21 protein-coding genes and 1 pseudogene are annotated in these 20,602 nt (G+C 42.9%); 2 read left to right on the top strand and 20 right to left on the bottom strand.

From position 1 onward, the window contains the following. Positions 1 to 116: 116 nt before the first annotated feature. Positions 117 to 1,703: a cytochrome c oxidase subunit I gene (ctaD, locus tag C8R34_RS06840; protein ID WP_110339134.1), complete on the bottom strand. Its 1,587-nt coding sequence runs from the start codon at positions 1,701 to 1,703 to the stop codon at positions 117 to 119. Between the two features lie 12 nt (positions 1,704 to 1,715). Further along, the gene (coxB, locus tag C8R34_RS06835) at positions 1,716 to 2,591 is read right to left on the bottom strand and encodes a cytochrome c oxidase subunit II (protein ID WP_258364402.1); all 876 of its coding nucleotides are present in this window, start codon (positions 2,589 to 2,591) and stop codon (positions 1,716 to 1,718) included. A 409-nt stretch (positions 2,592 to 3,000) separates the two neighbouring features. Here coxB and C8R34_RS06830 point away from each other — a divergent pair. Beyond that, positions 3,001 to 4,058: pseudogene (locus C8R34_RS06830) on the top strand (IS3 family transposase). Here C8R34_RS06830 and C8R34_RS06825 read toward each other — a convergent pair. From C8R34_RS06825 to C8R34_RS06740, 18 genes are all read right to left on the bottom strand, one after another. Next, positions 4,050 to 4,253, bottom strand: coding sequence for a hypothetical protein (locus tag C8R34_RS06825; protein WP_258364401.1), 204 nt, complete (start codon positions 4,251 to 4,253; stop codon positions 4,050 to 4,052). The pseudogene C8R34_RS06830 and the gene C8R34_RS06825 overlap by 9 nt on opposite strands. Before the next feature lie 69 nt (positions 4,254 to 4,322). Continuing rightward, entirely contained in the window at positions 4,323 to 4,994 is a 672-nt protein-coding gene (locus C8R34_RS06820; protein WP_110339130.1) for a Bax inhibitor-1/YccA family protein, read from the bottom strand. 170 nt (positions 4,995 to 5,164) lie between these two features. Then, positions 5,165 to 5,566 (bottom strand): hypothetical protein, encoded by a 402-nt coding sequence (locus C8R34_RS06815; protein ID WP_258364400.1) that lies wholly within the window; start codon positions 5,564 to 5,566, stop codon positions 5,165 to 5,167. A gap of 65 nt (positions 5,567 to 5,631) precedes the next feature. Continuing rightward, positions 5,632 to 6,675 carry a Holliday junction branch migration DNA helicase RuvB gene (gene ruvB / locus C8R34_RS06810; protein ID WP_110339126.1) on the bottom strand — a complete coding sequence of 348 codons (1,044 nt, stop codon included), beginning with the start codon at positions 6,673 to 6,675 and terminating at the stop codon, positions 5,632 to 5,634. Between the two features lie 24 nt (positions 6,676 to 6,699). Then, entirely contained in the window at positions 6,700 to 7,284 is a 585-nt protein-coding gene (gene ruvA / locus C8R34_RS06805; RefSeq protein ID WP_110339124.1) for a Holliday junction branch migration protein RuvA, read from the bottom strand. After that, on the bottom strand, positions 7,281 to 7,814 hold the full coding sequence (gene ruvC, locus C8R34_RS06800) for a crossover junction endodeoxyribonuclease RuvC (protein WP_258364399.1): 534 nt from the start codon (positions 7,812 to 7,814) through the stop codon (positions 7,281 to 7,283). Before ruvC ends, ruvA begins: the two co-directional genes overlap by 4 nt. 8 nt (positions 7,815 to 7,822) lie before the next feature. Next, the gene (locus tag C8R34_RS06795; RefSeq protein ID WP_110339122.1) at positions 7,823 to 8,548 is read right to left on the bottom strand and encodes a YebC/PmpR family DNA-binding transcriptional regulator; all 726 of its coding nucleotides are present in this window, start codon (positions 8,546 to 8,548) and stop codon (positions 7,823 to 7,825) included. Positions 8,549 to 8,694: 146 nt separating this feature from the next. Beyond that, entirely contained in the window at positions 8,695 to 10,542 is a 1,848-nt protein-coding gene (glmS, locus tag C8R34_RS06790) for a glutamine--fructose-6-phosphate transaminase (isomerizing) (protein WP_110339120.1), read from the bottom strand. Between the two features lie 46 nt (positions 10,543 to 10,588). After that, positions 10,589 to 11,959, bottom strand: coding sequence for a bifunctional UDP-N-acetylglucosamine diphosphorylase/glucosamine-1-phosphate N-acetyltransferase GlmU (glmU, locus tag C8R34_RS06785; protein ID WP_110339118.1), 1,371 nt, complete (start codon positions 11,957 to 11,959; stop codon positions 10,589 to 10,591). Positions 11,960 to 12,134: 175 nt separating this feature from the next. Further along, positions 12,135 to 12,557: a F0F1 ATP synthase subunit epsilon gene (locus tag C8R34_RS06780; RefSeq protein WP_110339116.1), complete on the bottom strand. Its 423-nt coding sequence runs from the start codon at positions 12,555 to 12,557 to the stop codon at positions 12,135 to 12,137. Positions 12,558 to 12,575: 18 nt separating this feature from the next. Then, positions 12,576 to 13,955: a F0F1 ATP synthase subunit beta gene (gene atpD, locus C8R34_RS06775; RefSeq protein ID WP_110339114.1), complete on the bottom strand. Its 1,380-nt coding sequence runs from the start codon at positions 13,953 to 13,955 to the stop codon at positions 12,576 to 12,578. A gap of 31 nt (positions 13,956 to 13,986) precedes the next feature. Then, positions 13,987 to 14,871: a F0F1 ATP synthase subunit gamma gene (atpG, locus tag C8R34_RS06770; protein ID WP_110339112.1), complete on the bottom strand. Its 885-nt coding sequence runs from the start codon at positions 14,869 to 14,871 to the stop codon at positions 13,987 to 13,989. A 4-nt stretch (positions 14,872 to 14,875) separates the two neighbouring features. After that, positions 14,876 to 16,417 (bottom strand): F0F1 ATP synthase subunit alpha, encoded by a 1,542-nt coding sequence (gene atpA / locus C8R34_RS06765; protein WP_110339111.1) that lies wholly within the window; start codon positions 16,415 to 16,417, stop codon positions 14,876 to 14,878. Positions 16,418 to 16,429: 12 nt separating this feature from the next. Then, positions 16,430 to 16,966, bottom strand: coding sequence for a F0F1 ATP synthase subunit delta (locus tag C8R34_RS06760; protein ID WP_110339109.1), 537 nt, complete (start codon positions 16,964 to 16,966; stop codon positions 16,430 to 16,432). After that, positions 16,966 to 17,439: a F0F1 ATP synthase subunit B gene (locus tag C8R34_RS06755; RefSeq protein WP_110339107.1), complete on the bottom strand. Its 474-nt coding sequence runs from the start codon at positions 17,437 to 17,439 to the stop codon at positions 16,966 to 16,968. The genes C8R34_RS06760 and C8R34_RS06755 overlap by 1 nt, the downstream gene beginning before the upstream one ends. A gap of 40 nt (positions 17,440 to 17,479) precedes the next feature. After that, complete coding sequence (gene atpE / locus C8R34_RS06750; RefSeq protein ID WP_013646518.1) at positions 17,480 to 17,752, bottom strand: F0F1 ATP synthase subunit C; 273 nt, start codon at positions 17,750 to 17,752, stop codon at positions 17,480 to 17,482. Positions 17,753 to 17,805: 53 nt separating this feature from the next. Then, complete coding sequence (gene atpB / locus C8R34_RS06745) at positions 17,806 to 18,615, bottom strand: F0F1 ATP synthase subunit A (RefSeq protein WP_110339105.1); 810 nt, start codon at positions 18,613 to 18,615, stop codon at positions 17,806 to 17,808. A 28-nt stretch (positions 18,616 to 18,643) separates the two neighbouring features. Further along, entirely contained in the window at positions 18,644 to 19,024 is a 381-nt protein-coding gene (locus C8R34_RS06740; RefSeq protein ID WP_110339103.1) for an ATP synthase subunit I, read from the bottom strand. A gap of 339 nt (positions 19,025 to 19,363) precedes the next feature. Here C8R34_RS06740 and argJ point away from each other — a divergent pair, with 339 nt between their 5' ends. After that, positions 19,364 to 20,590 carry a bifunctional glutamate N-acetyltransferase/amino-acid acetyltransferase ArgJ gene (argJ, locus tag C8R34_RS06735; RefSeq protein WP_110339101.1) on the top strand — a complete coding sequence of 409 codons (1,227 nt, stop codon included), beginning with the start codon at positions 19,364 to 19,366 and terminating at the stop codon, positions 20,588 to 20,590. Positions 20,591 to 20,602: the final 12 nt, after the last annotated feature.

The raw sequence follows: 20,602 nt of genomic DNA, 5'->3' as shown, positions 1-20,602 counted from the left end.
TGTTTCACTATGGCCGTTACATAAAGTGCTATAACCGTAATTAACAAGAACATCGCTGTTCTAAGTTTCCTACGCTTACCATCTGTTTCTTGTGACATACGTTTTCTCTTATTGTTTTACTTAACAATAGGTGGCTTCTCAAAACTATGATATGGCGCTGGGCATGGCAAATGCGTCCATTCTAGTGTTGTAGCGCCGTCCCATGGTTTTTGGGGTGCTTTTTCTCCACTACGAATACAACTAATCATGATGTATAAGAAAAGAAGCTGTGTCAGTCCAAATCCAAATGCACCAATGCTAGAAATCATGTTGAAATCTGCAAACTGCAAGTTGTAGTCTGGAATTCTACGTGGCATACCTGCCAAGCCCAAGAAATGTTGCACAAAGAATGTTAGATTAAAGAAGAACATTGATAACCAGAAATGCCATTTACCCAATGTTTCGTTATACATATGACCGGTCCATTTGGGTATCCAATAGTATGCGCCCGCAAATAATGCAAATAACGAACCAGAAACCAGAACATAATGGAAATGCGCAATTACATAATAGGTATCTTGAACTTGTATATCAATTGGAACAATTGCGCAGATCACACCGCTAAATCCACCGATCACAAACAGAAAAATAAAACCGATTGAAAACAACATCGGCGTTTCAAATGTCATCGAACCGCGCCACATAGTAGCTGTCCAGTTAAAAACTTTAACCGCTGTTGGAACAGCAATCAGCATGGTCGCATACATGAAAAACAATTGACCAACTGTCGGCATTCCTGCTGTAAACATGTGATGCGCCCATACAACACAAGACAAAATCGCAATTGATGCAGTTGCATAAACCATCGATGAATAACCAAATAGCGGTTTACGTGAGAATGTCGGAATCACTTCAGACACAATACCGAATGACGGCAAAATCATAATGTAAACTTCCGGATGACCAAAGAACCAGAAAATATGCTGGAACATAACTGGATCACCACCACCGGCTGCATTAAAGAAGCTCGTACCAAAGTGTCGATCTGTCAGCAACATGGTTACCACACCAGCCAGTACGGGCATAACCAGAACCAACAGATACGCCGTAATCAACCATGTCCATACGAACATTGGCATTTTCATCAGCGTCATGCCTGGCGCACGCATATTTAAAATAGTGGTAATGATATTGATTGAGCCCATAATTGAGGAAGCACCTAAAATATGAACTGCAAAAATCATCAGATCTACGCCTAGACCGCCCTGAGTAGAAAGTGGCGGATAGAAAGTCCAGCCACCTGCTGCCGCACCCCCTGGTACAAAAAATGAACTAATCAGCAAAGTGGCTGCCACTGGCAACAACCAAAAACTCCAGTTGTTCATTCGAGCAAAAGCCATATCCGGTGCACCAATCATCATTGGCACCTGCCAGTTAGCAAACCCAACAAAAGCCGGCATAATGGCACCAAAAACCATTATTAGACCGTGCAATGTTGTAAATTGATTAAATAATTCAGGTTGTAGTATCTGAATACCAGGCTGATATAACTCAGCGCGAATCCCCATTGCCAATGTTCCACCCACCAGAAACATTGCAAAACTAAACCACAGGTACATCGTACCAATGTCTTTATGATTGGTCGTTGTAATCCAGCGCATTATCCCACTGGGATGATGGTCATCATGTCCGTGACCGTGTGCGTCACCGTGTACTGCTGCCATAGTTATCTCCTTTTACTTATTTTCCACATGCATTGATGTTTTAACTGCGGATGCGCCTTGCTGAGCAGCAACCCATTTAGTATATTCACCTGCCTCCATTACCTCTACTACAATCGGCATATATCCATGGTCTTTACCACATAACTCAGCGCATTGACCACGATAGATTCCTGGCTTATCTGCTGTGAACCATGTATCACGAATAAAACCTGGAATAGCATCTTGCTTAATACCCAATGCCGGCACCCACCAAGCATGCAGCACATCATTTGCAGTTATGATAACTCGCACTTTCTTTCCAACAGGCACGACCACACGGTTATCAACCTCCAGTAAATAATTTTCACCTTTAGGTGCTTTATTTTCAATTTGAACTCGTGGCGTCGATAGCTTACTAAAGAAACTGATCCCTTCACCTTCGCCTTGCAGATAATCATAACCCCACATCCACTGGTAACCAGTTGCCTTTATAGTCATATCAGGACTTGATGTGTCTTTCATCGCGATGACTGTCTTTGTTGCTGGGTACGCCATTACAATCAATATAAGACAAGGTATTATCGTCCACACCACTTCGACTGCGGTGCTATGATGAAAATTTGCCGCCTTATAACCAAGAGATTTACGGTGCTTGAGTATTGAATAAAACATGACGCCAAACACACCAATAAATATAACCAAACAAATCCACAACAGCACAATATGCTGATCATAAATATCTTTCGCTATGACACTCTGCGGCTCGGGCAAATTGTATTTAGACCCTATTGCCATGCTTGAGTACAAAGCGAGAGCGGATACCCCCGCCAGGGCTGCTACTGATTTACTTCTCATATTTCCCCCCACATGATTACTAATTTTACGAATTCCAAATACGACCAAGAACATTACAAAGCTCAGCTTTAATATGCTCTACTAACTTACGAGAGCCATACCTAAGAATCCTATTTTGTTAAAACCACACCATGATTGACGACAATTACATTTCCTTGACCGAATTTCCTTATTATCCGCAACTTAGATTTTATTAGTTGTAAATATCTTCTACACGCTAATCAATCAAGTAGAAATTCTAGCATGCCGCTGTTGCTCAAACAAGGAAAATTCATGATTCTTATAGCAATATTACCCTGCTTATAAAATGGTATTGCCATTTAATCACCCCCAACAAAAACCTTCAAATCAAAAAAATCCTATCTTTATTTTAGAAATGGCTTCGCAAATTCGGACAGCCGGATAAGTGTTAATCTTGCTCAACCCAAGCCGTGTAATAGGCCGCAAGAAAAGGAGCGAGAATATAAAAAGGACGAGAAGGAATCATGCAGCGGGATTCAAAGCCAAAGTGGCAATAGCTGCGATCAAGGGTGATAAGACCCTAGCTGAGTTAGCTGAACAATTTGATGTGCATCCGAATCAGATTTCGGAATGGAAGCAGCAGTTACAGGAATCTGCAATCGATGTATTCGGGAGTAATTCAAAAGCAAAGGCCGCCGCGCCTGATCTCAAGATACTTCACGCCAAGATTGGGCAGCTCACGTTGGAGAATGATTTTTTAGAAGGCGCGCTCATCAAGGCGGGATTGTTGAGCGCAAAGCGATGATAGACCGAACTCACGGACTATCGCTGGTGAAGCAATGTCGGCTACTGGATGTGGCACGCTCAACAGCATACTACCGACCGGCGTCGTGTATCTACGCTGATGAAGCGAATGGGAATCCACGCAATCTACCGCAAGCCCAGCACCAGCAAGCGGTATCAGGCGCATCCAGTTTATCCGTATCGGTTACGCAATTTGTCCATCACCCGCTCAAACCATGTCTGGGCAGCAGATATCACGTACATTCCAATGAAACGTGGCTTCGTTTATCTGTTCGCCGTATCGACTGGGCAAGCCGTCGGGTGCTGTCATGGCGATTATCTAACACCCTGACTGCCGACTTCTGTATTGAATCTGTGCAAGAAGCCACAAACAAGCATGGCAAACCGGATATCTTCAATACTGACCAAGGTTGCCGATTCACCAGCTTGGAATTCACCGGGCTGCTGAAGGATAACGGTATCCAGATCAGCATGGACGGTAAGGGTAGCTGGTGTGATCATGTATTTGTCGAACGGCTTTGGAAGAGCGTTAAATACGAAGAGGTATATCTGCACGCCTACGACAGCGCGTGTGATGCAAAACAAGGCTTAGAGAAATATTTCATGTTCTACAACCAAAACAGACCTTACACCGCGTTTGACGACAGAACACCAAATGAGTTCTACTTCGATTACCTACCTGCAATGCAAAAAACTGTCCAATCAAGTGAGGCCACTTCTGGTCTCAACAAGTGTGCAAAATATGATCTAAACTAGCGCAATTAAAAACATGATAAATAGAACAATAACCACAATGGGAACAACAAAACCCATCCAATCAGAAGATGTACCTTTTGGGCTATTTTTCATCCTATCCAAAGCTGTAGGAAACAGAATTACAATGAATACCACCAGTGCCAGTGCAGAGATAATTTGCATCCAATCCATATGTTCTGAAACCTCTTCGTTCACATTTCATTTGCTCAAAACAAAACCCCGGCTAAACCGGGGTTTTGAACAGTTATTCAAGATACTTGAAGACTAATCATCATTACCCATGATACCCAATATCTGCAATAAACTGATAAAAATATTAAAAATTGTCATATATAGCCCAACCGTCGCCAGCACATAATTGGTTTCGCCACCATGAATAATGCGACTTGTGTCATACAAAATAAAGCCACTCATTATCATGATAACCACAGCCGATATTGCTAACGACATAGCAGGTATGGCCAGGAAAATGTTTGCCACCGCTGCAAGCAATACCAGCAAAAAACCAACCATCAGGAAACCGCCAAGAAAACTAAAATCTTTTCGTGTAGCCAGTGCGTAGGCGGATAAACCCATAAATATGACACCCGTTCCTCCTAGCGACAGTGTAATAATATTCCCACCGTTAGGTAAAGCGGCATACATACTCAATATCGGCCCCAAACCAAACCCTAACATACCGGTAATCAAGAAAACAATTCCAATACCCGCTGTAGAATTAGCAAAACGGGGCAATACAAACATGGCGATTACCATACCACCAATAACGGATACCAGATAAGTCATCGGCGGCATATTCATGAACATTGACAGCGCAGCTGTAAAACCGCTGAATAACAATGTCAGTGACAGAAGCATATAAGTATTGCGCAGTACTTTGTTAGTCGCCAAAGCTGATGAAGATCTTTCAGCAACTGTTGAGTAGTTTTGATTCATTTACAACCTCCAATCTAAAAATTGAATACCGAGTCATTCGAACAAACAGTGAGACTAATGCGTTTTACCGATAGTTCAAAAAGCCATATGCATATATTAACCCAAAGCCATAGCGTACACTTAGAAGAAAATAATTTCTATACATTATAAGCGTATTAACTTTTAGCAAACTATCCTTCACTCGCTTTTGCCAGCGTAAAGTTATAAACAAGAAAAAATCCTCCTCGTTCAACTATAGTAATATTTAAACTAACAGGCCCTCCGTCAAAGTTTGCAATACCTGAATAGTTAATCCGCTTCTCGCCCACTAGAGAAAATGCGCTCACTGTGCGCGAGAAATTAATTTCTTGAATCGACTGAAAACGACCAAAGCTACGATAGAGATTCATCAATTGATCGAGCTGTTCGTCATTTACTGTCTGTTTGGCTTCAGGAGTTAAGTGCGTTAGAAGCGCTTGTTTTTCCCAGCTGGAAATTTCCGTTAATATTTGCGCAACCGCAGGTTCCGCGCTCTTACTGTAATAATCTTTCTCACGATTGGTATAAATATACAACATAATGACCGCTGTCATTAAAATCGCGATAATAATGCGTAGTGTCTGAATTTGCATAAAATAGATAGAAAATCAACCGACTATTAATGACTCTCTTCCCAAAAATCGCCACTCAATCCGTTTCTCGGTAGAGCAACACCAAAATGTTGATAAGCAGCGGCAGTGACCATACGGCCTCTTGGCGTACGTTTCAAGAATCCTTGCTGAATCAAATAAGGCTCCAGCACATCCTCAATCGTATCACGTTCTTCACTAATTGCTGCTGCGAGATTATCAACCCCAACAGGGCCACCGCTGAATTTTTCTAACACAGCAAGTAATAATTTCCTATCCATGACATCTAATCCTATTGCATCTACATCCAGCATATTCAGAGCCGCATCGGCCACTGTAGCAGTAACGTGTCCATCAGCTTTAACCTCGGCAAAATCACGTACACGGCGCAGCAATCGATTTACAATCCGTGGAGTACCACGTGAACGGCGCGCAATTTCAAATGCACCATCTGACGATATTCTCACATTCAGCAGCCCTGCAGAGCGAATAACAATTTTACTTAACTCTTCCGAAGTATAAAACTCTAATCGCGAAACTATTCCGAAGCGATCACGTAAAGGGTTAGTAAGCATACCAGCTCGCGTAGTAGCGCCAACTAAAGTAAATGGCGGCAAATCCAATTTCACCGAACGCGCCGCTGGACCTTCACCAATCATAATATCCAGCTGATAATCCTCCAGCGCCGGATAGAGAATCTCTTCAACCACTGGGGACAAACGATGAATCTCATCTATAAACAAAACATCATTTGGCTCAAGGTTTGTCAGCAAGGCGGCCAAATCACCCGGTCGTTCCAATACTGGACCAGAAGTTTGACGTAAATTAACACCCATTTCCCTGGCAATAATATGCGCTAATGTGGTTTTTCCAAGACCTGGAGGGCCGAATAAAAGGACATGATCGAGCGCTTCAAGACGATTTCTGGCTGCTTCAATAAAAATCTGTAGTTGCCCACGAATTTTTTCTTGACCAACATACTCTTCTAGTTGCTTGGGGCGTAGCGCACGTTCCAAGACCTCTTCTTGCGAAGATGAAGGTATTGCAGTAACTAACCGATCTGTTTCAATCATTCAGCAATCCAAGTTATGTATTTATTACTTTTCCTTTGACAACAACTGTAATGCCTGACGTATGCCATCAGATAACGTGGCGCTTGTAGAAATTTGTTTGACAGCCCAATTAGCCTCTCGGTCACTATAGCCCAACGATAACAATGCATCCAGAATATCATCGCCATGTGCAGATGAAGGCACGGATTCATCCAAATTCATTATTGTAGAATTCAGTTTATCCCGCAATTCCAACAATAAGCGTTCGGCTGTTTTTTTTCCAACCCCGGGTACTCTGATGAGACGCGCGCTATCTTGTGCCGCTACGGCATTGTGCAAATCATGCACACTCAGACCGGAAAGAAGAGCCAATGCAGTTCTTGCACCTACACCAGAAATTTTCACCAATTGACGAAAAGTCTGACGCTCTGATTCTGTTGCGAAACCAAACAGTAAATGTATATCTTCACGTATCACAAGATGTGTATACAACGTAGTTTGAGTCCCGATCGTTGGAAGGTCATAAAAAGTACTCATAGGCACATTTACTTCATAACCTACCCCTTGCACATCCAACAATACTTGTGGTGGATGTTTTTCAAGCAATATCCCAGTTAGTCGCCCAATCATACCAAGCGACCTCGTTTCATACGGTAACCTATTAATGGAATTTTTCCCAAACCAACCTCAGCATGCGCATGGCATATCGCACACGCAAGCGCATCCGCAGCATCGGCGCTTGGACTACTTGTCAGATTCAATAAGCGCATCACCATTTCTTGAACTTGATCTTTTTTTGCATGGCCATTGCCGACAACTGCCTGTTTTATTTGCAGTGCGGTATACTCAGCAACCATCAGATTATTTATCACAGCAGCGCAAATTGCCACGCCGCGCGCTTGACCCAGCAATAATGTTGATTTGGGATTAATATTGACAAAAACTTGCTCCACGGCAGTGCATTCTGGTCGGTATTGTGCGATAACCTCATTCAAGCTATCCAAAATCGACTTAAGGCGAGCAGGTAATTCGCCCTCAGATGTCTTAATACACCCACTACCGACATAGATCAGATTACTACCGTTCTTATCAATCACACCAAAACCGGTAACCCGTAAACCTGGATCTATGCCAAGAATGCGGATTTTGTCACCTATCAATGTGATGTTTATTCATCTAGAACTGCTGTGGTATATACATTCTGCACGTCATCAAGACTTTCTAATGCGTCCAGTAATTTATGCATTTTAATCGCATCGTCGCCAGTTAATAATGCTTCATTGCTTGGTTTCATGGTCACTTCAGCAAACTCTGCCTTAAAACCGGCTCCCTCCAATGCTTCTTTAACTGCAATAAACTCATAAGGTGCGGTAATTACTTCGATACTATCATCATCATTGCTGATCACATCTTCAGCACCGCCTTCCAATGCAGCTTCTATCAACTTATCTTCATTGGTTCCTGGTGCAAAAATTAATTGGCCACAGTGTTTGAATAAAAAATTAACCGAACCATCCGTGCCTAGATTACCACCATATTTGGTAAATGCATGGCGTACATCTGCAACAGTACGGACACGATTATCGGTCATACAGTCAACCATTACCGCAGCGCCCGCTATTCCATAACCTTCATAGCGAATTTCTTCATAATCAACACCATCCAATTCTCCGCTACCCCGTTTGATCGCACGCTCAACATTGTCCTTAGGCATATTTTGATCATACGCTTTATCAACCGCCAAGCGTAACCGCGGATTACAATTGATATCTCCCCCACCCATGCGAGCAGCGACAGTTATTTCTTTGATAAGTCGCGTAAACACCTTGCCGCGCTTGGCATCTTGCGCGGCTTTCTTGTGTTTGATATTAGCCCATTTACTATGACCAGCCATTCTTGTCTATACCCTTTATTAAAGTAGGATTATCTTATCATCCCATCAATCATGGATAAAGTATCACACTTCAGCTTCAAAAAATAAACGTCGAATCAATATAAATACCGGTCGCAATCTGAGTCACTTAAGCCTTCAAACAATCACTACTCAACCGTCACTGCTTTTGCCAAATTTCTTGGTTTATCGACATCAGTACCCCGCTCTAGAGCAACGTGATAAGCCAATAGTTGCAACGGAATAGTATGCAGAATTGGGCTAAGCAAACCTGTATGCTCCGCTAACCGAATGACATGCAAATTCTTACTCTCCATTATCTGAGAATCGGCATCTGCAAATACATATAATTCGCCACCTCGAGCATGCACTTCCTGTAGATTTGATTTAAGCTTGCTCAACAGTTGATCATTAGGAGCAATCGCAACGATTGGCATTTCACTATCCACGAGTGCTAATGGACCATGTTTTAGCTCTCCGGCTGCATATGCTTCCGCATGAATATAAGATATTTCCTTAAGCTTTAATGCGCCTTCCATAGCAATCGGATAATGAACACCGCGACCAAGAAATAGTGCATGACGTTTTGTTGCAAAACTTTTAGCCCAAACTTTAACTTGCGATTCAACTTGCAATGTATTCTGCAATGCAACCGGCAAGTGACGTAACGCCGCAATCATGCGATACTCATCATCCTTAGATAATCGATGATGTATTTTTGCCAGTGTTATTGTCAGCAACAAAAGCGATGCTAGTTGCGTAGTAAATGCTTTCGTTGAAGCCACACCGATCTCTGGACCGGCACGAGTTAGAAAGCGTAAATTAGTCTGCCGAATCAGGGCGCTCTCCGGTACATTACAAATAGCAAGACTGTGCTGATGATTTAATTTCTTGGCATAATTCAGAGCTGCCAGAGTATCTGCGGTTTCTCCCGATTGCGAAATGCCAATCACTAGCGTATTTGGATGTGCAATAGGATTACGATAACGATATTCGCTGGCAATATCGACATTACAGGGTATCCCAGCAACAGCTTCGATCCAATAGCGCGCCACCAGTCCAGCGTGATAGCTGGTTCCACACGCCAGAATCAGAATATGTTTCGTTCCGGAAAGTACTTTTTCTGCTTCACTACCAAACAAATTGGGTGAAATAGATTGTGCATTAAATACCATTTCCAGTGTGTTAGCCACCGCACTAGGCTGTTCGAATATCTCCTTTTGCATGAAATGCGTATAAGGACCTAACTCAATCGCTTCATTTGATAAATAGCTTTCATGCACGGTACGCTCAACTGCTTCACCTAGTTGATTATGTAAACAATTTACGATTCGATAGTCACGATTATGCAACTCAGCCACATCACCTTCTTCCAGATAGATAATATCTCGTGTGGCCTGTAGCAAAGCAGAAGAATCGGATGCCACATAGTTGCCATCCTTCCCCACACCAATTAATAACGGAGCTCCATTGCGTGCAACAACAATTCGCTCCGGATGCGTTTCTTCCATAACGGCTATCGCATAGGCACCTTGCAATTCTGCGATGGACAAACAAACTGCCTTTAGTAAATTATTTTCTTGTTCAAGCTTAAAGGCTATTAGATGTGCGATTACTTCAGTATCAGTATCTGAAGTAAATTCGTATCCTTGATTCTTCAGGTGAGTGCGTATTTCTTCATGATTTTCTATGATGCCATTATGCACAACAGCAATTCGTGATTTTTCTCCTGAGAAATGAGGATGCGCGTTACGCTCAGAAGGTTCCCCGTGCGTAGCCCATCGCGTATGTGCTATGCCCGCTAATCCGCACGTATTCTGCTGCGCAACAAGCTTACTCAATTCTGCTACACGACCTGTTGTGCGTAATCTTTGTAAGCCATGGTTGGTTACTACCAAACCGGCGGAATCATACCCTCTATACTCAAGGCGTAACAATCCTTTCAATAAAACAGGAACCACATCTACATTTGCAATCGCGCCAACTATTCCACACATCCTGATTCTTTTCCTCACACAGCTTGTTAAGATACATGGGACATCACTATTTCGACTTAGTTGGGCGCTTCCATTCAAAAAAACTTACTTGTTTAGCTCTTGACAGAGTTAAAGCACCTTCCGAAGTATCTTTTGTAATAGTTGATCCGGCACCAATTGTTGATCCTTTGGCAATTTTAACCGGCGCGACAAGCTGAGTATCGGATCCAACAAATACATCATCTTCTATGATAGTCTGATGCTTATTCGCGCCATCATAATTGCAGGTAATTGTTCCAGCGCCAATATTTACATTTTTCCCAACAATGGAATCGCCGATATAGCTTAAGTGATTAGCTTTACTACCCGATGCAATCCGGCTATTTTTGACTTCAACAAAATTACCGATATGTACCTCACTGAGCAGCTTAGTACCCGGACGAATACGGGCATAGGGACCTATTTTACAGTTCTCTCCTATTTCTGCGCCATCAATTAGGCTATAGGGGTGAATTACCGTCCCTGCCGCAACCGTTGCATTCTTTAATATACAATTCGCACCAATCTGCACACCATCGTTCAGTTTGACAATTCCTTCGAAAATACAATTAATATCAATTTTGACATCTGTTCCACAATGCAGCTTTCCTCTAATATCGATCCGCGCCGGATCAGCCAAACTAACCCCCTGTTCCAGCAGTTTATTCGCGTATTCTTCTTGATAGATCCGTTCAAGCTGAGCTAATTGATATTTATCATTAACACCCATTACTTCCCAAAGATTTGCTGGTTGTATCGAACTTACCGGAACCCCTTGTTTAGTAGCCATCGCAATAATGTCGGTTAGATAGTATTCGTGTTGCGCGTTCGTGTTTTCAATGCTTGGCAACCATTCATGCAAATAGATATTAGGAATCAGCATGATCCCGGTGTTAATTTCACATATATTTCGCTGTTCTGCGCTGGCATCTTTTTGTTCAACAATCGCTGTGATTGCATTTGTTCTTGAATCACGCACAATCCTACCATATCCGGTCGGATCAGCTACTGTCGCAGTAAGTAGAGTGCAATATTTCTCGTGTGCTGAAACTATTAATTTCTGAAGCGTATCTCTACTGACAAGAGGAACATCCCCATATAATACAAGCGTTGATCCATCCATATCGAGATAAGGCTGAACTTGCATTAATGCGTGTCCTGTACCAAGTTGGTGCTCTTGCACAACCCATGTCAGATCACTATCAGGCATCGACTGCTTCACCACTTCTCCACCATGACCTATCACAACACAAATTTTATCAGGCATGAGTAATCTGGTTGTATTCGTCACATGCATGAGTAGCGGATAACCAGCTAAGGTATGCAATACTTTAGGAAGTGAGGACCGCATGCGCTTTCCAGCGCCTGCCGCCAATATGACAACATTTAACTTAAACACAATATTGAGTTTTTCCTGGATATTAATTATTTAGTACTTATTCTGTGGCAGCTTAACAAATATTTTTTGCCTTTTACTCTTGATGAAACCCAAATTTTAACGTCATTTACACAAATTCGGATTGCAGGAATAAAAAAAGGCGACATATGTCGCCTTTTTTGCTATCGATACATTATTAGTGCTTGCGCTTTCTCAATTTATCAATCGCGGCCAATTGCGACATTGCTTCCATAAGTTCAGCTTGTGCTTTGGCATAATCCAATTCTGATTCACGATTCTTCATGGCCTCTTCTGCAGCTCGTTTTGCTTCAATAGCTTTCACTTCATCAAGATCATGACTACGCACGGCAGTATCAGCCAAAATCGTTACAACATTAGGTTGAACTTCTAACATGCCACCAGACACGTATATAAGTTCTTCCTCTTTTAGTTGAGCTTTGATTCGCACCATTCCAGATTTGATCCTGGTTAGCATCGGTGTATGACGTGGATAAATACCTACCTCGCCCATCTGTGCTGGCGCAATCAAAAACTCCACTGGACCGGAATAAATCGACTCCTCAGCACTTACGATATCAAGATGAAAAATGGTACCCATTAGCTATTTTCTCTAAGTTTATTGAAGTGTTCTGGCCTTCTCGACAGCTTCTTCGATACTACCAACCATGTAGAATGCTTGCTCTGGCAACTCATCATATTCGCCTTCCACAATACCTTTAAAGCCTTTAATAGTATCTTTAAGAGATACATATTTTCCAGGAGAACCAGTAAATACCTCAGCAACGTTAAATGGTTGCGACAAGAATCTCTGAATCTTGCGGGCTCGACTCACTGCCAGTTTATCTTCCGGTGACAATTCATCCATGCCTAGAATAGCTATAATATCTCTTAGCTCCTTATAGCGTTGTAATGTTTGCTGTACCGCACGGGCTGTATTGTAATGATCTTCACCAACAACTTGAGGATCAAGCTGGCGTGAGGTTGAGTCTAGAGGGTCCACCGCTGGATAAATACCCAAAGAAGCAATATCGCGAGATAACACGACAGTTGCATCCAGGTGTCCAAAAGTGGTTGCCGGCGATGGATCGGTTAAATCATCAGCCGGCACATACACAGCTTGTATTGACGTAATCGAGCCTGTTTTCGTCGATGTAATACGTTCTTGTAAACGCCCCATTTCTTCCGCCAGTGTCGGTTGGTATCCCACCGCTGATGGCATACGTCCCAGTAAAGCCGATACCTCGGTACCTGCCAGAGTGTATCGATAAATATTGTCAACAAAGAACAACACGTCGCGACCTTCATCACGAAATGATTCAGCCATCGTTAGTCCTGTTAATGCTACCCGTAAACGGTTTCCGGGTGGCTCATTCATCTGCCCATAAACTAATGCAACTTTGTCAAGTACTTTGGATTCTTTCATTTCATGATAGAAATCATTCCCTTCTCGAGTTCGTTCTCCCACACCCGCAAATACAGAATATCCACTGTGTTCAATTGCAATATTGCGAATCAGTTCCATCATATTGACTGTCTTGCCAACACCCGCACCACCAAACAATCCAACCTTTCCACCTTTTGCAAACGGGCAAATCAGATCAATCACTTTAATACCGGTTTCCAATAACTCAGTAGACGCTGATAATTCATCAAATGCAGGCGCTTCGCGATGAATAGACATACTTTTTTCTGCACCGATATCGCCCATTTCATCAATAGGCCGACCCAAAACATCCATAATGCGTCCCAATGTTTTGGTTCCGACAGGCACGTTAATCTGCTTGCCGGTATTTTTTACTATCATTCCGCGACGCAATCCATCAGAAGATCCCAATGCGATTGTACGCACGATACCATCACCCAGCTGTTGCTGTACTTCCAGCGTAAGCTCAGAGCCTTCCATTATTAATGCATCATATACTTTGGGAAGAGATTCACGCGAAAATTCCACATCAATCACTGCACCAATACACTGAACAATTTTTCCTTGACTCATCGTTGTTCCCTAAACTAAATACAAAAATGTTTTAAACAGCTGCCGCGCCCCCGACGATCTCTGACAATTCCTTGGTAATTGCAGCTTGTCGCGATTTGTTGTATATCAATGTTAATTCACCAATGACATTTCCAGCATTGTCTGATGCAGCCTTCATCGCAACCATTCTTGCAGATTGCTCAGATGCCATATTCTCGGCCACGGCCTGATATATCAACGCTTCGACATACCGTACCATGATATCGTCTATCACAGGCCTTGCTTCAGGCTCATAAATATAATCCCATGTCGTTTTTGGCCTGCTGTTACTTTGCTCATCGCTTTGCATGCGCTCATCGGTCAATGGAAGTAACTGCTCCATCACAGGCTCTTGTTTCATCGTATTGATAAAGCGATTATAAAAAATGTATACCCGATCGAATTGATCTTGCGTATAGCCATCTAATACCACTTTGACTGCGCCGATAAGTCTCACTATATCAGGAGTATCACCAAGCCCAACAACCTGTGAAGTAATATTTGCGCCAATCCGGCTCATAAAACCCAAGCCTTTGTTACCAATACAACAAGCCTCAATTTGCTCACCTTCTGCTTGCCAGCGCTTCATTTGATTTAAAGTTTTGCGCAATACATTAGTGTTCAATCCACCACACAAACCTTTATCCGAAGTCACCACAATGATACCAATTCGTTTGACGGTATCTCGTGCAATCAGAAATGGGTGTCGATATTCGGTATTTGCCCGGCTCATATGCGCTGCGACATTACGTATCTTTTCACCATAAGGCCGCGCTTTTTTCATTCGATCTTGAGCCTTACGCATTTTAGACGCGGCCACCATTTCCATAGCACGCGTAATCTTTTGCGTATTCTTTACACTCTTTATTTTATTGCGTATCTCTCTGCTGCCGGCCATTTGCTTAATATGTTCCGTTTTGCTTAAATTCTTGAATCGCTGCTGTCAACTCTTTTTCTGTTTCTGTATCAAGCTCTTTGCTTTTCTCTATTTTATCAAGAATGCCGCCATACTGACCACGCACATAACTTTTTAATGCAGATTCGAATGCCAATGCTCGATTCACTTCCACATCATCAAAATATCCATTATTGACTGCAAATAAAGTGAGCGCCATTTCAGAAACGCTGAGTGTTGCATACTGGGGTTGTTTCATGAGTTCAGTTGCCATTTTTCCACGCTCCAGTTGTTTACGTGTCGCTTCATCTAAATCCGATGCAAACTGAGCAAATGCAGCTAATTCTCTGTACTGTGCTAATGCCAGACGTATACCGCCCCCTAATTTTTTAATAACCTTGGTTTGTGCTGCCCCTCCCACTCGGGAAACTGACACGCCGGCATTAATTGCAGGACGAATACCTGCATTGAATAAATCTGTCTCAAGAAATATTTGCCCATCTGTAATTGAAATTACATTAGTTGGCACAAAAGCGGTCACATCACCAGCTTGTGTTTCAATGATTGGGAGAGCAGTCAACGATCCAGTTTTGCCTTTTACTTCACCGTTTGTGGCTTTTTCGACATATGCTGCACTTACTCTAGCTGCTCTTTCAAGCAAGCGCGAATGTAAATAAAACACATCACCTGGATATGCTTCACGTCCAGGTGGACGTCTTAAAAGTAAAGAGATTTGTCGATACGCCCATGCTTGCTTCGTTAAATCATCATAAACAATCAATGCATCCTGACCTTTATCACGAAAATATTCACCCATGGTACAGCCTGAATACGGCGCAATAAATTGCATTGCTGCTGACTCTGACGCCGTTGCTGCCACTACAATGGTGTATGCCATAGCACCGTGCTCTTCCAATTTTCGAACTACGTTAGCAATTGATGATGCCTTTTGTCCGACCGCAACATATATACAAAACATGTTTTGGCCTTTTTGATTAAGAATCGCATCAATCGCTACTGCAGTTTTTCCAGTCTGGCGGTCACCAATGATCAATTCGCGTTGTCCGCGCCCAACCGGCACCATAGAATCGACTGACTTCAGTCCTGTTTGCACAGGCTGATCAACAGATTGTCGCCAAATAACACCTGGTGCAATTTTTTCGATTGGCTCTGATCTTACTGCTGTGATAGGCCCTTTACCATCTATCGGCTGTCCTAGTGCATTTACAACGCGTCCCAGCAAGCCTTCTCCAACTGGCACCTCAAGAATACGTCCGGTACATTTGACTGTATCCCCTTCACGGAGGTGTTCATACGCCCCCATAATGACAGCACCCACAGAGTCTCGTTCAAGATTCAGTGCTAAGCCGAAGGTATTGCCAGGAAATTCAAGCATTTCACCTTGCATTACATCGGACAAACCATGAATACGCACAATACCGTCTGTTACAGAAACAATTGTTCCTTGTGTACGAACTTCTGCTGTATCAACAAGTCCTTCTATCCTTTGTTTAATCAGTTCACTGATTTCGGATGGATTTAACTGCATTTCATTTAACTCCTAGCTTTTAAGTGCAAAGGCCATGACTTCAAGTTTACCGCGAACTGAGGCATCAAGAATTTCATCACCAATTTCAACTTTAATACCGCCTATTAATTCAGGATCCACACTCACTTGAGCTTCTATCTTGTGCTTAAATTTTTGTTCGAGATCATCAACCAGTTTTTTTAGTTGCTTGCTTTCCATTGGAAATGCGCTAACAATCTTCGCTTCCATAACTCCTTCATGCTGGGCTTTCAATTGTTCAAATAGTTGACTTATTTGAGGCAACACGAGTACCCGCTTATTCTCTACGAGCATTATTACCAAATTACATGCATCGGAGCTAAATTTACTTCGCCCGATTTCCAGAAATATTTCACTGAGCTGCTTCGCAGAAACCACTGGATTATCAATAAGCAGCTTTACTTGATCATTCGCTGCAATTTCTGTTGCAAGCTGCAACATTTTTGACCATTGAGCCAAACTATTATTGACAACACCTAATTTAAACACTGCCTCTGCATAAGGCCTTGCAACTGTAATCGCTTCGGCCATTATTTTAGATCTTCCTCAATAGAAGCAAGCATATCGGCATGCGCCTTAGCATCGACTTCACGACGCAAAATTTTTGCTGCACCAGCAACTGCTAATTGCGCGACATGCTGACGCAATGCTTCTTTTGCGCTGAACATCTCATGCTCTATATCCGCCTTAGCACCAGCAATTATCCGATCACCTTCCTCTTTTGCTGTTCGTTTAGCTTCTTCAACAACTTCTGTGGCCCGCTTTTCAGCTTGCAAAATTATTTCTGAAGCCCGCTGCTTAGCTTCTTTCAATACATCAGATGAACGCTGGCTTGCCAATTCCAATTCATGGCGACCCCGCTCACCAGCGGCCAAGCCATCAGCAATTGTTTTTTGACGCTCTTCTATTGCACGTAGCAATGGTGGCCATACATACTTAACAGTGAACCAAATAAATACCGAAAAGGCTATCGCCTGAGAAATTAAAGTAAAGTTAATATTCATGACAAGCCTGTAATATCTGATCTAAATTACAACAACATTATTATTGAATCACTGCCAACAATGGATTACCAAATGCAAACAGCATGGCCAAACCAACGGCAATAATAAAGGAGGCATCCGTCAAACCCAACAACAGAAACACCTTTCCTTGCAAGGTAGGTATCATCTCTGGTTGGCGTGCAGCACCTTCCAGAAAACGGCTACACATTACGCCCACACCGATACACGCTCCAGCTGCTCCAAGGCCGATCATCAAACCAATACCTATTCCGGTATACGCTTGTATCATTGCCAAATACTGCAAATTCTCCATTTTAGTTCCCTTCTGTTAAGATTAATAATATGCAACAAATAAAGCTTCTAAATTTAATGAGATTCATGTGCCATCGATATATATACCACTGTCAGCATCATGAAGATAAATGCCTGCAAGGTAACTATCAAAATATGGAATATCGCCCAGCCTGCCCCGAGTATTGAACCGAATATTGTACCTGACACTCCAGTTGCAGCCCACATGCCCAACAACAGAAAAATAATTTCACCTGCATAGATATTGCCAAAAAGTCGCAGAGAATGAGACAAAGGCTTGGATACATATTCTATAAAATTAAATAGCAGATTCAGTATCCACAACAATGGACTTTTCCCAAATGGCGTACAAAAGAGCTCATGCATCCAACCGCCCCACCCCTTGACCTTTACATTAAAGAAAAGCATCAAAAACCATATTGAAAGGGCTAACGCAAAAGTTGTGTTGACATCCGTAGTTGGCACTATTTTCCAGTTGTGTAAACCAAATGCATGCTCCAAGATCCACGCCATGATATCTATTGGCAAAATATCCATGGCATTCATCATCAGAACCCATACGAATATTGTTAACGCCGTGGGTGCAACAAACACATGCCGGTTACCATGAAATGTGTTCTTCACCTCATTATCTATGAACTCAACAGCAAGCTCGACAAATGCCTGACTCTTCGATGGCACGCCAGATGTTGCTTTGCGCACAACCAACCATATAAAACCAAGACTAATAACACCAAGAATCACGGATGTAACCAGCGTGTCAACATGCAGAACCCAGAACGAGCCCTCGCCGACTTGCGCCGTTAAATAGGTTAGATGATGATCAATATATGATGTTGGAGTAAGTTCTGTATCCGATGCCATGCGTACCTGCTCTATTTCTACTATTAATTCACTCTGTTTTTATATTATCAGATACAAACAACGCCATGCTATGAGCCAAAACAGTAAGGATAAATGTTCCTATGAATGCGAATGCATTAACACTTTCAAAATTCTTGAACACTAACCATAACAAAATCACAATTAAGCCTACCTTAACAATTTCAGCTCTAATTGCGGTCCTAATTGCCGCATCAGCTGTATACCCTCTATGATGTGAGATAATTATTGCAAATACTGCAGAGGATATCAAACTAACCATTCCTCCTAGAACTGCTGATACTGCACCTTGCAAATCAGACAAAGAAGCAAAAATAATCACCACAACCAAAGTTAGAAGCAACTGCACCCTTAGCACAAAACTTAGCGGTCTATTTTTTATCCAAGACATACCATTTCTATCTTAGGAACAGACAGCGTTGATTATCCGCACTCAAAAAAGGTCAATACTAGCTCACTTAAGCTGTTCAGTCAATGTGCAAATTATACAAATCGATATCCACTAGAGAACAAAAAGCCGCTTTGACTTTTAACAAACAATTTGATCGGGTTATTCGGATGGAATTCCAATAAGTACCATATTTCAGCAAAAAGACCGACCGCTCTGTTAATGGAAAAGCCAAATTGCTCAGCGGCCTTAAAGTTATCAATACATCATGAGAATTTTTTAGAAAATCCCGGCAAAGATACGGTAGCATAGCGTCATTCTATAATGACTTGACTATTTGCCATGCCTGTTAATATTTCTCCCCTGCTCCCAGAACAACTCTCGCCCGTCGATGGTGTAACTCTTGGCATTTTTACGGCCGGTATTAAAAAACCTGATCGCAAGGATTTGCTAGTGATGACACTCGATGAAGGCACGAAAGTCGCCGGTGTTTTTACCCAGAACCGATTTTGTGCTGCACCCGTGATTGTGGCGAAGCGGCATTTGATGCAACCGCCCATTCGCGCTTTAGTGATAAATACCGGCAATGCCAATGCCGGGACTGGTGAAGCGGGAATACAGCATGCGTTGGCAACCTGCTCTGAATTAGCCAGGCTATTGGGTTGCACAACACAGCAGGTATTGCCGTTTTCGACGGGCGTGATCATGGAGCCGCTGCCGGTAGACAGAATTGTCAAAGGCCTGCCTTCAGCCGTTGCTAATTGCAAGACGGATAACTGGTTTGCCGCAGCGCAGGCGATCATGACCACAGATATCGTGCCGAAAGCGGCATCCCGGCAGCTACAGATTGATGGAAAAACGGTGACGGTTACCGGCATCGCCAAAGGCTCCGGCATGATCCGCCCGAATATGGCAACCATGCTAGGCTATGTTGCGACCGACGCAGTCATCAGCCAGGGCTTGCTACAGGAGATAGCTCAGTACGCCGCGGATCATTCGTTCAATCGCATCACGGTGGACGGCGATACTTCCACCAATGACGCGTTCATCATACTGGCTAGTGGGAAAGCGGGTCATAGCGAGATTACTCGGCAAGACAGTAAAGAATTTAATCAGTTGCGGCAAGCCATTACCGCTGTTGCTGTCGAACTGGCAAAAATGATTGTGCGTGATGGTGAAGGTGCGACCAAATTTATTACCGTGCAAGTGGACGCTGGCAAGAACGCGGATGAATGCACCAAAGTGGCTTATGCCATTGCGCATTCACCATTAATCAAAACCGCTTTTTTCGCATCCGATCCAAATCTGGGCAGAATTCTGGCGGCGATTGGATATGCCGGAATTGATGATCTGGATGTGAGTGGTATTCAACTCTATTTGGATGACGTGCTGGTTGCGGAAAAAGGTGGCAGAGCACCACATTATCGTGAAGAGGACGGACAGCGCGTGATGAATCAGTCTGAGATTACTGTGCGTGTCGTGCTGAATCGCGGTTCAGCATCTACTACTGTATGGACCTGCGATTTTTCTTACGATTACGTCAAGATTAATGCGAGCTATCGCAGTTAAGATCCGTATTCC

Origin of the sequence: Nitrosomonas sp. Nm84, from assembly GCF_003201565.1 — a bacterium.
Lineage (GTDB): Bacteria > Pseudomonadota > Gammaproteobacteria > Burkholderiales > Nitrosomonadaceae > Nitrosomonas.
Note: the sequence above shows the minus strand (reverse complement) of the source record. Positions and strands in the feature narration are given on the sequence as shown.